The sequence below is a fragment of the Dyadobacter sp. LHD-138 genome (assembly GCF_030929615.1).
Classification (GTDB): domain Bacteria; phylum Bacteroidota; class Bacteroidia; order Cytophagales; family Spirosomataceae; genus Dyadobacter.
The window spans coordinates 131,435-148,895 of record NZ_JAVFVU010000028.1; the positions used below are offsets into that span (position 1 = coordinate 131,435).

General features: G+C 42.0%; 17 protein-coding genes. 4 read left to right on the plus strand and 13 right to left on the minus strand.

Features of this window, described 5'->3' with window-relative positions:
- Positions 1 to 72: 72 nt before the first annotated feature.
- From RB622_RS20055 to RB622_RS20105, 11 genes are all read right to left on the minus strand, one after another.
- A complete protein-coding gene (locus tag RB622_RS20055) occupies positions 73 to 990 on the minus strand; it encodes a helix-turn-helix transcriptional regulator (RefSeq protein ID WP_308048405.1) in 918 nt (305 codons plus the stop codon).
- Between the two features lie 27 nt (positions 991 to 1,017).
- Positions 1,018 to 1,992 carry an aldo/keto reductase gene (locus tag RB622_RS20060; protein WP_308048406.1) on the minus strand — a complete coding sequence of 325 codons (975 nt, stop codon included), beginning with the start codon at positions 1,990 to 1,992 and terminating at the stop codon, positions 1,018 to 1,020.
- Between the two features lie 311 nt (positions 1,993 to 2,303).
- On the minus strand, positions 2,304 to 2,624 hold the full coding sequence (locus RB622_RS20065; protein WP_308048426.1) for a transposase: 321 nt from the start codon (positions 2,622 to 2,624) through the stop codon (positions 2,304 to 2,306).
- Between the two features lie 612 nt (positions 2,625 to 3,236).
- Positions 3,237 to 4,535, minus strand: a complete 1,299-nt coding sequence (locus RB622_RS20070) for a Gfo/Idh/MocA family oxidoreductase (RefSeq protein ID WP_308048407.1) — start codon at positions 4,533 to 4,535, stop codon at positions 3,237 to 3,239.
- Between the two features lie 37 nt (positions 4,536 to 4,572).
- A complete protein-coding gene (locus RB622_RS20075; protein ID WP_308048408.1) occupies positions 4,573 to 5,265 on the minus strand; it encodes a DUF1080 domain-containing protein in 693 nt (230 codons plus the stop codon).
- A 70-nt stretch (positions 5,266 to 5,335) separates the two neighbouring features.
- Positions 5,336 to 6,232 (minus strand): DUF1735 domain-containing protein, encoded by an 897-nt coding sequence (locus tag RB622_RS20080; RefSeq protein WP_308048410.1) that lies wholly within the window; start codon positions 6,230 to 6,232, stop codon positions 5,336 to 5,338.
- A 22-nt stretch (positions 6,233 to 6,254) separates the two neighbouring features.
- Positions 6,255 to 8,093 carry a RagB/SusD family nutrient uptake outer membrane protein gene (locus RB622_RS20085; protein WP_308048411.1) on the minus strand — a complete coding sequence of 613 codons (1,839 nt, stop codon included), beginning with the start codon at positions 8,091 to 8,093 and terminating at the stop codon, positions 6,255 to 6,257.
- 11 nt (positions 8,094 to 8,104) lie between these two features.
- Complete coding sequence (locus RB622_RS20090; RefSeq protein ID WP_308048412.1) at positions 8,105 to 11,536, minus strand: TonB-dependent receptor; 3,432 nt, start codon at positions 11,534 to 11,536, stop codon at positions 8,105 to 8,107.
- 28 nt (positions 11,537 to 11,564) lie between these two features.
- A complete protein-coding gene (locus RB622_RS20095) occupies positions 11,565 to 12,560 on the minus strand; it encodes a FecR domain-containing protein (protein ID WP_308048413.1) in 996 nt (331 codons plus the stop codon).
- Between the two features lie 64 nt (positions 12,561 to 12,624).
- A complete protein-coding gene (locus RB622_RS20100) occupies positions 12,625 to 13,284 on the minus strand; it encodes an RNA polymerase sigma-70 factor (RefSeq protein WP_308048415.1) in 660 nt (219 codons plus the stop codon).
- Positions 13,285 to 13,483: 199 nt separating this feature from the next.
- A complete protein-coding gene (locus RB622_RS20105; protein WP_308048427.1) occupies positions 13,484 to 13,873 on the minus strand; it encodes a recombinase family protein in 390 nt (129 codons plus the stop codon).
- On the opposite strand from RB622_RS20105, the gene RB622_RS20110 reads away from it, so the two are divergent.
- The 4 genes from RB622_RS20110 to RB622_RS20125 all read left to right on the plus strand — a co-directional run bounded on the left by RB622_RS20110 (position 13,873) and on the right by RB622_RS20125 (position 15,605).
- Positions 13,873 to 14,304, plus strand: a complete 432-nt coding sequence (locus RB622_RS20110; protein ID WP_308048416.1) for a helix-turn-helix domain-containing protein — start codon at positions 13,873 to 13,875, stop codon at positions 14,302 to 14,304. The two genes, RB622_RS20105 and RB622_RS20110, sit on opposite strands and share 1 nt — an antisense overlap.
- Positions 14,255 to 14,710, plus strand: coding sequence for a transposase (locus RB622_RS20115; RefSeq protein ID WP_308048417.1), 456 nt, complete (start codon positions 14,255 to 14,257; stop codon positions 14,708 to 14,710). The genes RB622_RS20110 and RB622_RS20115 overlap by 50 nt, the downstream gene beginning before the upstream one ends.
- Positions 14,711 to 14,864: 154 nt before the next feature.
- Entirely contained in the window at positions 14,865 to 15,110 is a 246-nt protein-coding gene (locus tag RB622_RS20120; protein ID WP_308048418.1) for a transposase, read from the plus strand.
- A gap of 135 nt (positions 15,111 to 15,245) precedes the next feature.
- A complete protein-coding gene (locus tag RB622_RS20125; RefSeq protein ID WP_308048419.1) occupies positions 15,246 to 15,605 on the plus strand; it encodes a hypothetical protein in 360 nt (119 codons plus the stop codon).
- Between the two features lie 57 nt (positions 15,606 to 15,662).
- On the opposite strand, the gene istB is transcribed toward RB622_RS20125, so the two are convergent.
- Both istB and RB622_RS20135 read right to left on the minus strand, forming a co-directional pair.
- Positions 15,663 to 16,400: an IS21-like element helper ATPase IstB gene (gene istB / locus RB622_RS20130; protein ID WP_308048420.1), complete on the minus strand. Its 738-nt coding sequence runs from the start codon at positions 16,398 to 16,400 to the stop codon at positions 15,663 to 15,665.
- Positions 16,401 to 16,421: 21 nt separating this feature from the next.
- Positions 16,422 to 17,210: a Mu transposase domain-containing protein gene (locus tag RB622_RS20135; protein WP_308048421.1), complete on the minus strand. Its 789-nt coding sequence runs from the start codon at positions 17,208 to 17,210 to the stop codon at positions 16,422 to 16,424.
- Positions 17,211 to 17,461 lie beyond the last annotated feature (251 nt).

Below are 17,461 nucleotides of genomic sequence, written 5' to 3' on the forward strand. Positions count from 1 at the left end.
TTTGACGCATTGTTCTAAACCAAATAAGTTTTAAACTTTAATTGCTGTGCTTGAAGATTAAGTAGCCAAAGGTCAATTAAAACTCTCCCGAAATTCCATCGGTGCAACCTTTGTCTTTGACTTGAATAATTTGTTAAAAGAGGATGGATGTTCAAATCCTAACTGATAGGCAATTTCACTTATGGATAAGCTGGTTGTGGATATTTTTTCCTTTGCTTTTTCAATCAGTTTGCTGTGTATATGCTGCTGCGCACTTTGTCCTGTTAAGCTACGCAACATATCACTTAGATAAATGGGTGACAGGTTCAGCGTATCAGCAAGAAATTGAACGGTCGGAATTCCTTTGGTTTGTGCCGTATCCTTGGCGAAATAATCGTCTAATAGTTCTTCCATCCTTTGCAGCAGATCGTTGCTCGGCGCTTTTCGCGTGATGAATTGTCTTTTGTAGAAACGATTGCTGTAATTCAGCAATGTTTCAATTTGTGAAATAATCACATCATGACTAAAATCATCAATTCTACTCTGCAGTTCATCCTCGATATTTTTGAAAATAGTAATGATCGTCTCCTTCTCTTTTTCGGAAAGATGCAAGGCCTCATGCACAAAATAGGAAAAGAAACCGTATTGCCTGATCTTCTTTGCCAAAGGATAATTCAGCAGGAAATCAGGATGGATGAGTATCGTATAGCCAGAATGGTCTCCATTATTTTCTCCGTTTCCAGCCACCTGGTTAGGCGCTTTGAAAAATAAGCCCCCTTCATCAAAGTCATAATAGCCTTGCCCATATTTTAATTTTCCAGTCAGGTTCTTTTTAAATGATATTTTATAAAAGTTATAGACAACAGCATTAGGTAACCTGCCAGAGTCTATTGCAATATCTTTTATCTCGACCAGACTTATCAGAGGATGCTGAGGCTTTGGCAGCCCCAGCACCCGATGTAAGTCAGACAAGGATTCAAACCTGTATGGCATATTTTCTTCCTTTTTCATGTCGTTAATTTACAAATCGCGAATTAATCAGCGGTTTAAAGTATTCATGAACTTTTCAGGATAACGGGTTCCTGACACAATCCCGACAGGCATCATCGCCTCGATACTTTGCAAGTCCTGCTCGGTAAGTTGAATATTTTCGGATGCAATATTTTCTTCAAAATATTTTACACGTTTCGTTCCGGGAATTGTAATGATATCTTCGCCCTGCGCAAGCACCCAGGCTATGGCCAATTGTGACGGACTACAACCTTTTTCAGTTGCCAGGGTTTTTATCTTTTCTACAAGTTCGACATTTTTATAGAAATTTTCGCCCTGGTAACGAGGCATATTGGCACGGCCATCTTTAATGTCCTCAGGTTTTTTAAATTCACCAGTTAAAAAGCCACGGCTTAGCGGAGCATACGCAACAAGTCCGATACCTAATTCACGAATTGTCGGGAGCACTTCGGCTTCAATGTCCCGGGTCCAAAGAGAGTATTCGATCTGAAGAGCTGTAATGGGATGAACGCTCGCCGCTTTGCGAATAGATTCGGCAGATGCCTCAGAAAGACCGATGTAACGAACCATACCTTTGGCAACAAGCTCAGCCAACGCACCGACTGTTTCTTCAACTGGTTTTTGGGTATCTACACGAGCAAGTGTGTACAAATCAATGTAATCTGTTTTAAGGCGCTGTAAACTGTGCATGACCGCGTTGCGAATATAGTCCGGATGACCATTCACAGGACCAGGCCCCACAGGTGAAACCATCTGACCGGTTTTTACAGAAAGAAATGCCTTGTCCCGCTTCCCTTTGATAGCCTGCCCGATTAGCAATTCGTTGTGACCTGCAAGATAGTAATCCGCTGTGTCTAAAAAATTATGTCCAAGTGCAAGGGCTCTTTCTATCGTGTCGATCGATTGCCTTTCATCACTTTGTCCATATGCGCCAGACATTCCCATACATCCTAAACCAACCGCCGAGGCAACAGGTCCGTTTTTTCCCAATTTTCTGTTCATGACTTTTAAATTTGATTGATGGGACAAAGGTCACAGATCGTCACTTTGAAGGATTAGTCTAACTGAGGTTTTACTTAATGCAAGTTGCGTAGTTCTATATTTGTGAATCCAATACGTGCATGATGATAAAACTGAGGATTTTTAACAAAAAGCCCTTAGCGGTTACTGCATGAATTTTCTTTGGAAACTTTGTTGTGATATTGGCAAAAGTATTTTCTATGGTTTTTCTATAATACTTATTTTCAAGATCTTCGGCCAAAGTATTTTTGATTACAGAGTTCTTCTTGGTTGCTGCTTTAAGTTTGATCTTGTTAAATGCCAAAAGCAATTCCCCTTTGGTCTTCTTTTAAATAGGCCGAATCAGCATATAAATCACTGTTTTCGGGTAAACCCAGAGACATTCCCTGAAATGCTGTATTGTCATGAATACTTCCGGCAGTGACCATAAATTCTACGGGTATACCTTCCTTAGTAGTTACAACGTGAACCGCAGCGGCGGCCGTCTTAAAACCATAAAAGTACTCGCGCTTAGACGCGTTATATCCGCGAAACTCTTTCCCTTTAATAATCTTCGATCTACAAATTCCGATATTTTTACAAACATCCACTGGAAATGAGTCGATTATATATATACTTTAAAGATTTAATTCCTTGAATACCATAGCTAGATGAAAGAATAAATCCGCCATCAAATCGGTCGAACTATGTAAAACACGGTTAAAATTACTCTTGTCAGGTATTGTAAAACCATAATGATCAGCCAGATACTTACAAGCTGATGCTTGATTGCCATAGAAATATTTAGCTGACAGAATAACCGTAGTAACAACCTGGGAATTTGTTAATTTTCTTCTGCTATCTAGGCGGCAGTTACTTATTTTTGGTAATAAATCGTCTACTAGTGCAACGGGCGGCGTTCCGCTATATTGTAACTGTAAAATCTTTCATTATAAGGTTGTTTAGTTCGCAAAACAAATTAACCTCATTTTGAAGGATTTTGCATTTTAGGCACTACGCAACTTACATTATTTAATAATGCCGCTGAGAATTGGATACAGCTCACAAGTATCAGCAAATTTTACTTTATAAAACCCGTGACACTTTTTGTTCTTTCTTTTAATTTAACCCAACTTAAAATGAAATGGCTTTCTTCATCCACATTGACAACTATCGGGGATAAGTTCTGATGTACTTTTTAATAGAGAGTGCTCTTTGAATAAGAATTTGTACGTTTTTATAAAGTACTAAGTTAAATCCCATCCTTTTCTGGGTTTACAAGACAGGAGTTTGTTTGCCTCGTTATCACCAGCAAACTTCTCTTTATCTGCATTCCAATTCAATTCTCTTTTAAGTCGGTACGATATTAGCCCTAAATGCATTGGCAGGGTAAGCTCCCTGGTGTAGGCAAGATTGGATTCCGGCTGTACTCTTGACTTCACTGCATCTACAAAATTCTGCTGATGTCCTGGTGACCGGGGATTGGTTTGCGGTATTTCGGAGATGTCCGTAACTGTTTGACCATTGATTGTAATTTCTCGGGAATCGTAGTCACAAATGAGTGTTCCTTTATCCCCTTCGAAGTAAGCACCAATTCCCCTTTGGGCAGCACCCGGTACGTTAGGAGGGACCGTCGTCCAAAATATTTTAAGGTCATCGAACTCGTAATCTACATCCAACCATTTTGGAGCATCTCCCATGCCAGTGGGGCTTTCCCCCCTTGCAATTACTCTTTTTAACCCTTTTGGCATGATTGACGAATAAACCACATCTGCAATATGACACCAGAAATCGGCGTAAACACCTCCTGAATAATCCAGAAAATACCGGAATGTACCATGGCATTTTTCGGCCATGTAGTCGGTATAAGGGGCGGGGCCCAGCCACATATCCCAATTCAAAGTTTTTGGAATAACCTGCGCGCCCGCGGGCCGCAGTTCCGGCGAATGACCGGTTTTCCAAAGTCGTACGGTACTTACCTTCCCAATTGCACCCGATTTAATTATTTCAACCACGCGGTGAAAATTATCACCTGCATGTATTTGATTGCCCATTTGAAAAACCCGTTCGTATTTGTTCAAGTTTTTCAGCATCATATTTCCTTCTCTCACGTTATGTGAAAGCGGTTTTTCTCCATAAACATCTTTACCTGCCTGAAATGCCAAAGTGGCAATCTGCGCATGCCAGTGATCGGGCGTTGCAATGGTTACCGCATCTATATCTTTACGGTCCAGAATCCGCCTGAAATCGCCATAGGTATCAACCTTCCGGCCGGGATGAATTTTCGCCAGTCTTTCATTTGTTTCTCCCAGATGAAGCTCATCAACATCGCAAAGTGCTGCTGTTTCCACCTCCGGCAAATTAGCAAACCACCGCATATGGCTGTTTCCCATTCCACCAAGGCCAATATGTGCGATACGTATCCTGTCACTGGCGGCTGCTTTCCCATACAAATACGGAAGCAGGGTAAGCCCCAGAGCTCCCCGCCCTGCCGACTTGATAAAATCTCTCCTGTCTATATGTTTGCTTTTTTCCTGATTTTCCATAAATAATTTCTAATAAGTTGGGTAATGAGATGTAAAACTACATTTCCTTAATTCTGATATTTCTGAACTTGACGACTGATCCATGCCCCAAAAATGCAATGTGCCCTGACTCATTCAGTACCGCCTTTTGAAAAGAACCCGGTTTTAACTTAGCTGTTGCTTCTTTCAAATCACCATCCAAAATCATTTTTCCATTTAGCATAACCTGAATATGATTTCCTTTTGCCCGCACTTCTTGGACGTTCCATTCTCCTGTCGGTTTTAAGAAACCACGTTTTGCAGGAATGATCTTGTAAACAGAGCCGTGATATTGCCCCGGCTCAAGGTCTTTGTAGCTTGGGTGCTCATTGTCCAGTATCTGTAATTCCATTCCGCTGTACCCGTTCTTACCTTCTACAAAATCGTGACGCAGCCCTAAACCATTGTTGCCGGCTGCCTCAAGTAAAAATTCGAAGCGCAAGGTGAAATCGGTGAATGTGTTTTTAGTATATAAATTCCCCCCTTCGTTTTGAATTGGACGCATCGTAATCGTTCCGTCTTCCAGCACATATTCTTTTGTATTACCCTTCCAATTGTCCATCGAGCTGCCGTCGAAAAGAATTGTGTAACCTTGTTTTTTTTCTTTCTTTGTTAATTTAAACGTTGTATCAGGTTGAGTTTGTCCCAAAACTTTATAGCAAAGAAGACAGAAAACAGACAGTGTGATCACACCAGCCTTGATATTTTTCATATTGTGAATATTTATGGTTGATAGCATAAGAAACCCCACAGTGAATGTTACAGAGGGGTTTCAGTTTGGCTTAATCCTGTATGGAAACAGGAATAATCATCGTTGATTTTGCTGGATTGATTCCGAATTTAGAGACTTCAGTTATTTTCAGCGGTAGCATGTAGGAACCCTTTGAGGCTTTGTCTCTAACCACATAATAACTAAGTCCTTGCTCGTTATTCAAGTTTGGCACCAGAAAGCTGGACGCATCGAGTCGGTATGCCTGTGCGGGTAAAATTACGTGATTGGTTTTTTTCTCAAGATTGTAGGCAGTCAGTACAGATTCATCCACTTCGACCTTGTAATGTAGATCGGCCTTGTTGTTGTAATTGGTTTGCACAAAAGCATAGAACTTCGTTTCTGCTGGTGCGCGTGACAGGCTTATGCTTGAAGTTCCAGGTGCAAGTCCGGCTGTTTTAAATTGTAGATAAGGACTTAAAACTGTTGGAACAAACACAGAATAAAGCTGAGATTCAGCGGCTGTCTTGAGTGAACCGCCAGCACTTAACTTAAAAGGAACCGCATAAATCAGCTTTGTTTCGACCTGCAGCGCTTCTATGCCTGTGGCATCAAATGAAATTTCAAACGGAACCTGGTAATCCGATTTACCTATCGTCAGCACGGAGCTTTTCAACGTGTAATACGATGCGGGAAGCAAGGTGTATTTGGTTCCGTAGTATTTTGCCAAAAGGGTTTCATCCACGTTTAATGTCACTTCACCGTTTTGGGAGCCAACACCGCTTTTGATGACCTGCAGGTTGTAATTGAAGTTTTCTCCTTTGTAAATGTTCTGATTATTTAACCCGAAATTGTTAAGATACACTTTATCTTCTGCCATGTTATTCATCCTGCGGTCTTCGCAGCTCGCTGACATCATTGTAAAGGACAACGCCAACAGATGCAATAATCTCTTTTTATAATTTTTCATGATCCTGATTCGGTTGAACTGATTACCATCCATAATTTTGAGTGAAACTTTTCATTTCATTAAGCTGCGCCTGGTTGATCGGAAAGAAATAATGTTTCTTTTCAAAAACCCTCACACCCGGAAATATGGTTGACGAACGTTTCCATGAATCGTCATAATTGGTAGCAGAGAGGTTACGGGTGTAGTTTGGTCCTACAAATTCCTTCTCCGCAATCATCCAGGTACGCGCATCGTGATAGCGGTGAGATTCGAACGCCATTTCCACCATGCGTTCCTTCTGTATCAATTCACGCAGTAACGACTTATTACCAATAATTTCAGGATAAGCAACCTGAAGATTATTTAACCCGCTGCGATTCCTTACCTTGTTGATGTAAAGCAAGGCATCGGTTTCATTTCTCTGTGCCTTTTCATTGCATGCTTCTGCGTAGCTCAGGTATATTTCTGCAAGCCTGAACAGGGGCCAGCAAAATTGTCCCCATTGACCATTTTCTGTATTGTTGCTTGGATCACTCATTCTTCTCCATAAATAACCGGCCTTTACGCAGTCACCTGACGCTTGGTAGCCAGAAGTACCTCCGGTATGAAATGTTACTACCTTATCACCGGAGCCACGGTTATACCAGTTAAATCCATTTGCCAGAACTGATGCATAAAAACGCGCGTCACGTCCTACGGTGCTGTTATGTGCTCTTACTGGTTTCCAGTTATCGACGGGATGTACAAATGCAGGCGTAAAACCTTCTTCCTGATATCCTGACTTTGGATCAATGACGGGATAGCCGGTGTCATCGTAACCGATTACCGGATAACGCCCGCTTTCAGCCATAGGGTAAGTATCCACCAGTTTCAGAGAAGGGGCATACCCTCCGTAACCTTCTTTGATAACACGAGGCGGATTGGCTCTTACCACCCAGCCATTTGCAGCACCTAACCACCGCCCCAATATCACTTCTGAATTCCAAAATTTAAAGAAAACCCCCTGATACGATTTAATAGCTTTGCGCATCGGATCGGCTTCTGTATTATCCGTATATAAAGAATATTGGTTCATATCGATCAGCGCCTTTGCCGTATTTGCTGCAAGCTCCCATTTACCAGCATCCACAGTCTGCGGGAAAATCTTCTTCCCTTCTTTGTTCGTCATTTCTCTTAGATGCTCTGCTCCGTTAAACAGAGGGCGGGCGGCATAAAGTGTAGCCCGGGTCTTAGCAGCAAGAACCGCCCCTTTCGTAACTCTCCCGGCCCAAGCTTCCTCGGTAATTGTTGTCGGTAATAGGGCTATACATTTATCAAATTCAGAAAAAATAAAACTAAAGTTTTCATCCACAGTGTTACGGTCGATGGACTCAGGTCGAATGGACATGTCTGTATCCATATCTCCCCAGATATAAACCGGACCATATTTACGCAAAAGGTTAAAGTATAGGAATGCACGGATAAAACGAGCCTCTGCTTTCATAACCTCTTTTTCTGCCGTACCTATCTCCACGTTTTTATCTACGTTGTTCATGAAAATAGTGGCTTGATTGATGCCAGTGTAACTGTTTTTCCATGTGGCATATGATCCGGTTGTCGGCCCCCATGAACCATTGTTCATGTTCAACCACTCCACCCCCGACAACCAGGAAAACATCGCTTCGTCAGATCGTGGCACGACCGACCCTTCACCACTGACTAAATCCATTTCATTTGGTAAAAAGCTGTATACCTGAGCCAGATAACTCTCCGTGGTCGATCTCTTATTGAATGTTTCTTCCAGGGTAAGGGCATTCTGAAGCTCCACGGACAAATAGTCACTGCAGGAAGTAAAAACAGATACGCTTAAAAATATGCCTGCTATTAATGATAACTTTCTCATGATGGTCACTGTTAAAAATTAAGACTTGCTCCGAAACTAACCGTTTTCATTTGCGGGTAAATATTACCGTAGTTGGCATTCAGTTCCGGATCCCAGAGCTTGAATTTACTGAAGGTAAATAAGTTAACCGCTTGTATGTAAATTCTTACAGTAGAGATTCTTGCCTTACTGACCAGACTTTTTGGGACCGTGTAACCGATCTCTGCATTTTTTACCCGCATGAAGCGCATGTTTTTTTGATAAAAGGTAGAGGCCTGCCGGTTGTTTTCATTGTAAGCCAGTGACATTCGTGGATATTCCGCATTAGGGTTCTGGTTTTTCAGACTCCATCTTTTTTCAGCAGCATCTGCCAAAATTTGTCCGTTCACAAGGATACTCCCTTCTGGTCCCTGTATAGGGCCTCCGCTGATAACTCTTGTAACGTTGCCTGTGCCCTGAAAGAAAGCCGACAAATCGAACTGTTTATATTTGGCACTTAGCCCAAAACCGTATGATATTTCCGGTACGGTGCTTCGTCCGATGGCAATACGGTCATAGCTATCCACCATGCCATCTCCGTTGATATCCTTAAACTTGATATCACCAGGTATCACAGCACCGAACTTTTGAACCGGACTTTGATTAATATCCTCCACAGATTTAAAAAGCCCCAGAGAAATCAACCCAACTTGTTGGCCATAAGCCTGTCCGACAACATCCTGGTATGGATAAATTGGAGTAGGCGCATCATTATAAAGGACTTTATTACGGTTGAATGAGAAGTTTCCGCGTGCTGACAGCAGCCAATCCCCTTTGACATAGCTGTATTCAACGGATCCATCAATGCCCCGGTTCTGCATTTTACCCAGGTTGACATATTGTGCGATGTTTACACCGACAATAGAGGGAACACTTTGCTGTAAAATGTAGATACCATCCCGTTTTTCACTAAAATAATCCACCTGAAGTTTCAGCTTATCCCAAATTCCCAGTTCGAAGCCAACGTTGGTTTTAATCGCCTCTTCCCAGGCTACATTCGGGTTACCCGGATTGCCGGTTGCTACACCGGCAATGTATTTTTGTCCTGTCGTTCCAAAGGTATATGCACCAGAATTCTGCATTTCGGAATTATAGGCAAAACGGCGGTCGCCACCAATCTGGTCATTTCCGATGTAACCGTGAGAACCCCGGAATTTCATCAAATTAACAGCCGGAAATATTTTTTGAAAAAATTTCTCTTTACTTAGATTATAGCCAATACCCACGGAAGGGAAAAATCCAAATCGGTGTGCCGGAGCAAAGTTCTCGGATCCATTGTAACCGAAATTGCCATCGAAAAACAATTTGTTTTGAAAAGCATAGGTAATCCGTCCTGCAACACCAATGTTACGATACGGAAAGGAAGATATGTAGTTAGCAGGGAAATTATTGGTATGCTCTCTTCTGGTGAATAAAAACAATCCCCCAATCCGGTGATCCCCAAAGGCATTGTCGTAATTAAGCGAGGATTCCAGGTTGGTGGTTTTCGTTCCGCGGTTGGATCTGGCCAAAGACAGGTAATCACTTCCGTCAGCATTTTTATGCAGAATCAGATTTCCGCTTTCATCTCGGCCTGTTGCATAAAAGGTCGCCGGGTTTTTTCTTTGATCTAGTGTCGATTCATTGGTAGCATCCCAAGAAAACTTGATATTAAACTTTAAACCGGGAAGAACAAAGTTACTCAAATCTTGTGTCACACTCATCAAAGACTGTGACGTATTCCAGAAATCCTTGGAAAAACCAGTGCTGTTTAACCAGTAGTAAGGGTTGGACCCCACAAGTGGCTGAGCATAGGTTCCATCAGAATAATAGGGAGCAATAGCAATGGAAGGAGTCGTAATCACCCCGCTATACATGTTTGCCATGTCAACTCCTAGACGGTTTTTAGTTTCGTAGGTATTGGAAAGATTCAGACTCAACTCTGTAGATTTTGTGATATCCACATCCAGATTGGATCGAAAGGTAAACTTGTTATAATTTACTGAAGGGTTGTAAGATTTAGTTTTTATAGGATTAAATAAACCGTTTTCGTTGTAATACGACCCAGACACATAATACCTGGCGATTTTACCTCCACCTGATACGTTTAGGTTTAAACGATTACTAGTTGTGACATCCTTAAAGATGGTTTTCATCCAATCCACGTTGGGGTATAGATCAGGATCTGCTCCTGATAAATACTTCTGTTTTAGATGATCCGGAAACGGTGTGGATCCGTTCGCGTCATAGCTGATATCATTGTAATAATCCATCCACTGAGCCGCACTAGCCAACTTGGGAACTCTGGTAGGAGCCAAAAAACCTCTTTCAAAGCGTGTGCTGATCGTAGGCTTGTCGGAATATTTTCCTTTTTTTGTAGTGATCAACACAATCCCATTTGCGCCTCTTACCCCGTAAACGGCAGTAGCACTTGCATCTTTCAGAATGGAGAAGGACTCAATATCCTCAGGATCAACCAGGTCCATTGAACGCTGTATACCATCCACAAGAATAAGCGGCGTGTTATTTGCACCAAAACTACTGATACCGCGGATCCAGAAGCTTGAACCCGAGCCTGGTTCGCCGCTTCCCTGTACCGAAACAATACCAGCGATCTGCCCTGCGAGGGCATTGCTTAGCTTACTTACCGGCACTTTTAGATCACTTGCAGATACCGATGAGATAGCCCCTACAATACTTTCTTTTCTTTGTGTTCCAAAAGCTACCACCACCACCTCTTCCAGATTCTGATTGTCCGGATGGAGAATTACATCCAGTGTTTTACGATTCCCCAGCGATACTTCCCGCGTAATGTAACCGACAAAAGAGAAAACTAGTTTTACCTCTCCCTCGGGCACCGACATACTGTAATTACCGGAAGCATCGGCAGATACTCCGCGAGATGTTCCCTTTACCATGATGTTAACTCCGGGAAGCACTTCTCCTTTTTCGTCTGTAACGCGCCCTGTTATAGGGACTTCCGAATTTAGAATCGACACCTCTTTAATCTTTCTCCCGATAATTTCAATCATTTTTATTCCGTTAGCAGAAGAAGGATTTGGGAGGTGTTCGAGAGGCTTTTCAATGGGTACCGGACTTTGTTTTTCATCCAACAGCAAATACGTCCCCGTTTTTACTTTTTTAAACCGAATGTCTGTCGAGCGGAGCAGGACATGTAGATTATCTTCAAATGAAAAAGCAGGGCGGATACTATTGCGAAGCACCATAATTTTGTTGACGATTTTCTCTTCAAACAACAAATCCACTTGATATTTGTCTTTCAGTATCAACAGCATATCCGCTAACTCTGTCATTTGTCCCCGCGAGTCAGACTGCCGGACTACAGTCTTAGAGTTGGCAAAGAGCTGGGCTAATGCCAGATTTGGGAATGCACCGATTGCAATACAGAGGCAAAAAGCCCTGATTAACTGTAATTTTAAATTCATAAATCGGTAAAATTGAGATGGGAAATGATTAAGGGTTAGGAATTAATATGATCTTATTTTCGGTTTTGGTGATTTCAAAACTATACATATAAGACATGCTGGTAAGAAGCTCTTCTGCATTTTTTGCCGGGAAAGACCCGGTTGCAGTCCGGGAAGCGAGCTCCATGTTATTTATTTTCACGACAACACCGAATACTTCGTGAATTCTCTCGGCCACTTCTTTCAAGGGGGTATCATCGAAGATGAATCGATGTTCCTTCCATGCTGCGTGTTGTACGAGCTGTTTTTCTGATAGCTTTTCAATTTTAATTTCTCCATCGCTTTCTACTGTCGCCCGATCGCCTGGCGACATCGTTAAAGGATTGTTTCCTATATAGGAGGAAAGCTCGACTTTGCCTTTATTAAGAACAACATTGGTTTGTTTTGGTCTGGTATAAACCGAAAATTCGGTCCCAAGTACAGTAATCAAACTGTTATCAGCCGTATGGACTTTGAAATATTGATGATCGGCGGTGTGCTGTACAGAAAACTCAGCTTCCCCTTCCAGATATACGTGTCTTGTAGATTTGCCAAAACCCCATCTGGGAACCTTAAGCGTCGAATTTGCATTTAGCACCACTTGACTACTGTCGTCAAGATAAAATTTGTTTAGCTCACCAAAAGATGTTTCATAAGTACGGTACATCACAAATTCCCTACCTAAGTAGGATGCGAACCCCATCATAATCAGGCTAGCGGCTGCCCATAGCAACAATAATTTCTTGGAAACACGGCGAGTCGGAGATTTCAATTCGACATCGGTAGGCTCCTGCTTTTGAAAAAGCTTTTCTGTGACATTTTCGAGTGCTGCCAAGGTATCGGGCTGGAATTGAAGTTGCATTTTTTCCCATTCTTCCAACCATTCAAAATAAATTTCGACATTTCGTACATTTGTCAGCCAATGCTCTATCATTTGTTTCTGCATAGCAGTTGCGTCGCCTGAGAAATAAGTAAAAACAATATATTTTGTCAATTCTGGTCTCATTTTTTATCTTTTAGAAACATTACAAAAGACCAGGGGGATGTCTTTAGTAATGTTATATTTTGGGTTATAATAAACCGGATAAGCTTGCAATTATTAACATATTGGGGTTTTTAAGTACCTTCCGAAATTCGACAAGTGCCTTGCTGATATGTGCCTCAACTGCTTTTTTAGAAATTTGAAGTATTTCTCCTATCTCCTGATAAGATTTTCCTCCAAAACGGCTCATTAGGAACACTTTTTGATTTTGCGGAGGAAATCCAGCAATTATTCTTTCAATTCTCATGTACAGTTCATCAAACTCCATGAGACGGTCAGGTTGAATGTGGACTGATTCAAGAGTTACTTCATCGAGTTCTTCCGAAGTTTCCCTGTTTAGTTCCCATTTCAGGTAGTTAAGACATTTGTTTCGCACTGATATGAAGAGATAAGCACGAAAGGAGGTAGTAATGTGTTCATGAACAGCGTTTTTCCAGAAGGACAAAAATACTTCCGATACGATATCCTCAGCGACTTCTTTTGAATATACGTACCTAACAGCATGGCTGCACAGGGGTGTATAATAATGGCGAAACAGCAGATCATATCCTTTTTTGACATCTGTTCTGAATATGCTTCTGATAAAAAACTCCTTATCAACAGGTTTGTCCGAATCTGCTTCTGGAATAGTATCGGTTTGAATCAAGCCTTTTTCTCCGGAAACTTCAATCAAATCTTTATTCTGCATTTTTTCCAATTCGACGAATATTAGATATACCTTTTAATCACTTAGACAAAATTTTATGACAGCACCCTACCTCATTGGTGAAATAATTAAAAAAAAGTAAAGGGGGCTTGATTGGGTTAAATTAAAAGATTGAACGAAAAATACCGCCGCAGAGTCAGAAGGCATTCGAAGTCTTGTATTGGGAAGTCAGTTTTACCAGTTATTTTTTATTTTGGTAGATATTCCCTCGCTTTTTTAAAAACCCTTTCACATTTGAGCCTGCAAATTGTAAGATTTTGTAAAGGGTTGGCTGGCTTTTGATCTGGAACATCCCGTATAGCATCGGTGCTATGGACATTCCTTTCATACATTTCTTTGACTTCCACGGCGATTTTCTGGTAACGCTCAATCCTTCCGGTCTGCCTCCTGATCTGCTCCTTGCCCTGGCTGATTCCAACCCGGCCTTTGTCTGCTCCCGGATCACGTTGCGTTCATGCTCGGCCAATACGCACATAAACTGGAAGAACAAATTCCCGGTCGCAGTGCTGGTATCTATAGCTTCGGAAAGTGATTTAAAATGAATCTCTTTCTGTTTTAATAATTCTATTATTGCGTCATACTAAACTGAATAAGACAGAAGTTGATGAGCTATTGCAAATCATCAATAAAGGTTCTCATACAACACAAACTTTTCGGGCAGCGTATGTTCTTTTAGATAGTGATGAGGGTGAGTATTCCCAGAAAATATCCAATGAACAAATTAGCAATGTGCTGCGCATTGGGATGCGAACAATAAACAGAATCAAAAAGAAGTTTGTCGAGGATGGTTTAGAAGCATCTTTGGAGCGTCGGAAAACATCCCGGATTTATGAGCCAAAAATAGATGGAGAATTGGAAGCAAAATTAGTGTCACTTTGTTGTAGCAGCCCGCCATCGGGCTTCGCAAAATGGTCCATGAGGCTTTTAGCTGATAAAATGGTAGAATTGAAATATGTTGACAGTATCTCTCATGTTGCGGTGGGTAATGTTCAAAAAAAATGAACCGCAGCGGCTTAAGCCTTGGAAAGTTAGGGGATGGGTAATCGCCGCTGAACGGAGTGGTGAGTTTATTGCAAACATGGAGCAGATCTTGGATGTATATCAACGTCCTTGTAGTGAAGAATTTCCTGTAGTATGCATGGATGAATTACCAAAACAGTTGATCGAGGATGCCCGGATACCGGTGCCCATGAAACTTGGTCAAGAAGCCAGGGTTGATTACGAATACATCAGGCATGGATTTGCCAATATTTTTATGGCCAGTGAGCCATTAAAGGGCAGGCACTTGGTTGAAGTAACAGAATTAAAAACGAAAAAGGAATGGGCTAAATTCGTAAAACGTATATCAGACAAATTTTGTCCGAATCCTCAAAAAATAACATTAGTAATGGACAATTTCAGGACCTAGGAGCCTGTCGGGCTTGAACGTTTGCATATAATTTGGTACCTTCAGATTATGAAACATTTTGTAGGAGCTAACCGTGGACAAACGACATTTATGCCCTATGATCTCGAAGAATGGTTGCCACAGGACCATTTGGCACGCTTTATAATTGAAATAGTTGACAGATTGGATTTTTCAAGGATTTACAGCCAGTATTAGAGGTGCTGGCACAGCTGCCTACGATCCTAAATTGCTTTTAGCGCTAATCTTTTATGGTTATTCCACCGGCGTGTTTAGTTCCAGGAAAATAGAGGCCGCTACATATGATTCGGTAGCTTTTCGCTTTATAGCAGGCAATCAACATCCTGATCATGACACGATTGCCGGATTTCGTAAGCGTTTTCTTGGTAAAATCAAGGGATGATTTAAGGATATATTACTCATTGGAAGAGAGTTAGGTCTTGTAAAACTGGGGAATGTCTACCTTGACGGCACAAAAATTCAAGCCAATGCAAGCAAGCATAAGACGGTCCGCCGCGCGGCGATGAGTTTTGAATATATGAAACGAGTTGAAGAACAGTTAGAGTCAGAAATCAGCAAACTACTTGCTATTGCATCCAGCACCGATGAACAGGAAAGGCCAGAAAAAATGGACGTTCCTGCCGAATTGAAACGGCGTGAGGATCGCTTAGAAAAAATAAAAGCAGCCAAGGCTGCAGTCGAAGCCCGGGCGACCGAGCGTTATAAGCAAGAAAAAGAAGAATACGACAAGAAGATAAAAGCACGCACAGAGATAGAGGAGAAAACGGGCAAGAAGCCCAGAGGGAAAGCTCCGAAAGAGCCTAAAAATGAGCCAAATGAGACAGATCAGTTTAATTTCACTGATCCGGTGGATATTTCGGAGGGACCATGCCAGTGATTTCGGTCAAACCGTGCCACTTTAAAAGATCATACAATGATATAAAAAAAGTTGTTGTTATTCCTGTTTGAGTATGCCTTTTCGAAGCGAGTCTCCTTTCAGATCAATTCTATGTGATGAGTTGATGATCCTGTCCAGTATAGCATCTGCAATGGTGCCCTGCCCACCAATGATCTCATACCATGCAGATACGGGTATCTGCGAGGATATTATGGTTGATTTTTTGCCATGCCGGTCATCGATTATATCCATCATGATTTCCCTGTCCTGATTGTCGAAGGCCTGCAGTCCGAAGTCGTCAAGGATTAATAGCTGGACGCGGGTCAGTTTTTCAAGTTCTTTAAGGTAAGTGCCGTCAACCTTGCTGAGTTTTAGCTTTTTAAAGAGTCTTCCAGTCACAGTATACAGCGTTTTTATTCCTGATAGACATGCCTGGTGGCCCAGCGCCTGAGAGAGATAACTTTTTCCTGTACCAGAAGCCCCGCAGATAATGACGTTCTCTTTTCTGGCTGCGAAGTCAAGTGTGCCCAGACGGGCAAACATATTTTTGTCCAGGTTTCTGTCTGCCGAGTAGTTGATGTCAGCCATACTGGCAAGTTGCCTGAAGCTAGCTTGTCTGAGAAGTCTTTCTACCTTGCTATTTTGCCGCTGCTCCCATTGGTGATCGGTCAGCAGAGCCAGATATTCATCACATGTCATTGACGCAAGCCTGTTTTGTTCGACGTAAGTAAGATGTAATTGGGCCATGGCCCCCAGGCGTATATTCCTTAATTTTTCAACTGTCTGATTGTTCATTCTTCTGTTTTTTGGTTGTGATTATTCATATGCGGAAGCGCCCCGTATGTTGCTATGGAATGGTATATGGTCATTTGTATTTTGCAGGTCCAACTCATATAAGGGTACTTTGTCCATATTATTTTTGAGTATGTTTTTGATCCGTATATATGAGCACGCATCTGTATCCAAAGCCCTTTTGCAGGCCTGGTCGAGCCTTTGAGAGCCGTATGCGCGATAGAGTTGGATAACACCCAGGGCCCGTTTGTAGCCTATCTCAGGGTAATCCTGGGCGATAAGTATCTTTTCTACGCACGCTAGCACGTGCTGACCGTGTGGTGCCGCTTTTTGTCTGAAGAACTCCGGATTCCAGTCTGAGTAAAACTTATGCGTACTGCTTAAGTGGTCGGTATTTGTGATATATGCCCCCTTGGCCAGATTGCGCTGGTGCATGGCTATTCTTTGGTGATTATGAAAGACTTCGATCCTGCTTTGCGTGTAGTGGATCTGGGTTTCTTTCCCGATAAAGCGGTACGGGACACTATAATAGCTTTTGTCGGGCGAGAAGTATACATATCCCATCTTCTGTACTTTTGCCCTTTTAAAATCCTTCAGCTCATAGGGTGTATCCGGAAGTACTTTCAGATACTGACGCTCTACAGCTTGGAAGAGCTCTATGCGGCTGGACTCTTTGCGTTTAAATATCAATTCGTTATACCGCTCCAACAGTTTGCTGATCTCATTGTTAAGGTCTTCCAGCGAGAAGAAAGTTATCTCTCTGAGCGGATAATAAATGCGTTGGTAAACAAGATGTACAGCATTCTCAACCAAGGCTTTATCCTGGGGGGAGTATCCTCTTGTGGGATTGATCGCGCAATTGTAGTGGAAGGCAAAGTCCTTGAAGCTCCGGTTAATATCAGCCTCGTATTTACTCGCTCTATTGACAGCTGATTTAAGCGGGGCCGCCCTTTAGATTAGCACAATAAATATTAACTTTCTTTTGTCCAAGTAAAAATCTGGAAGTATGAGGGTGAACTATGGGGCCGCCTATTAATTAGAATTAACGCCGGAATTAGTCCTTC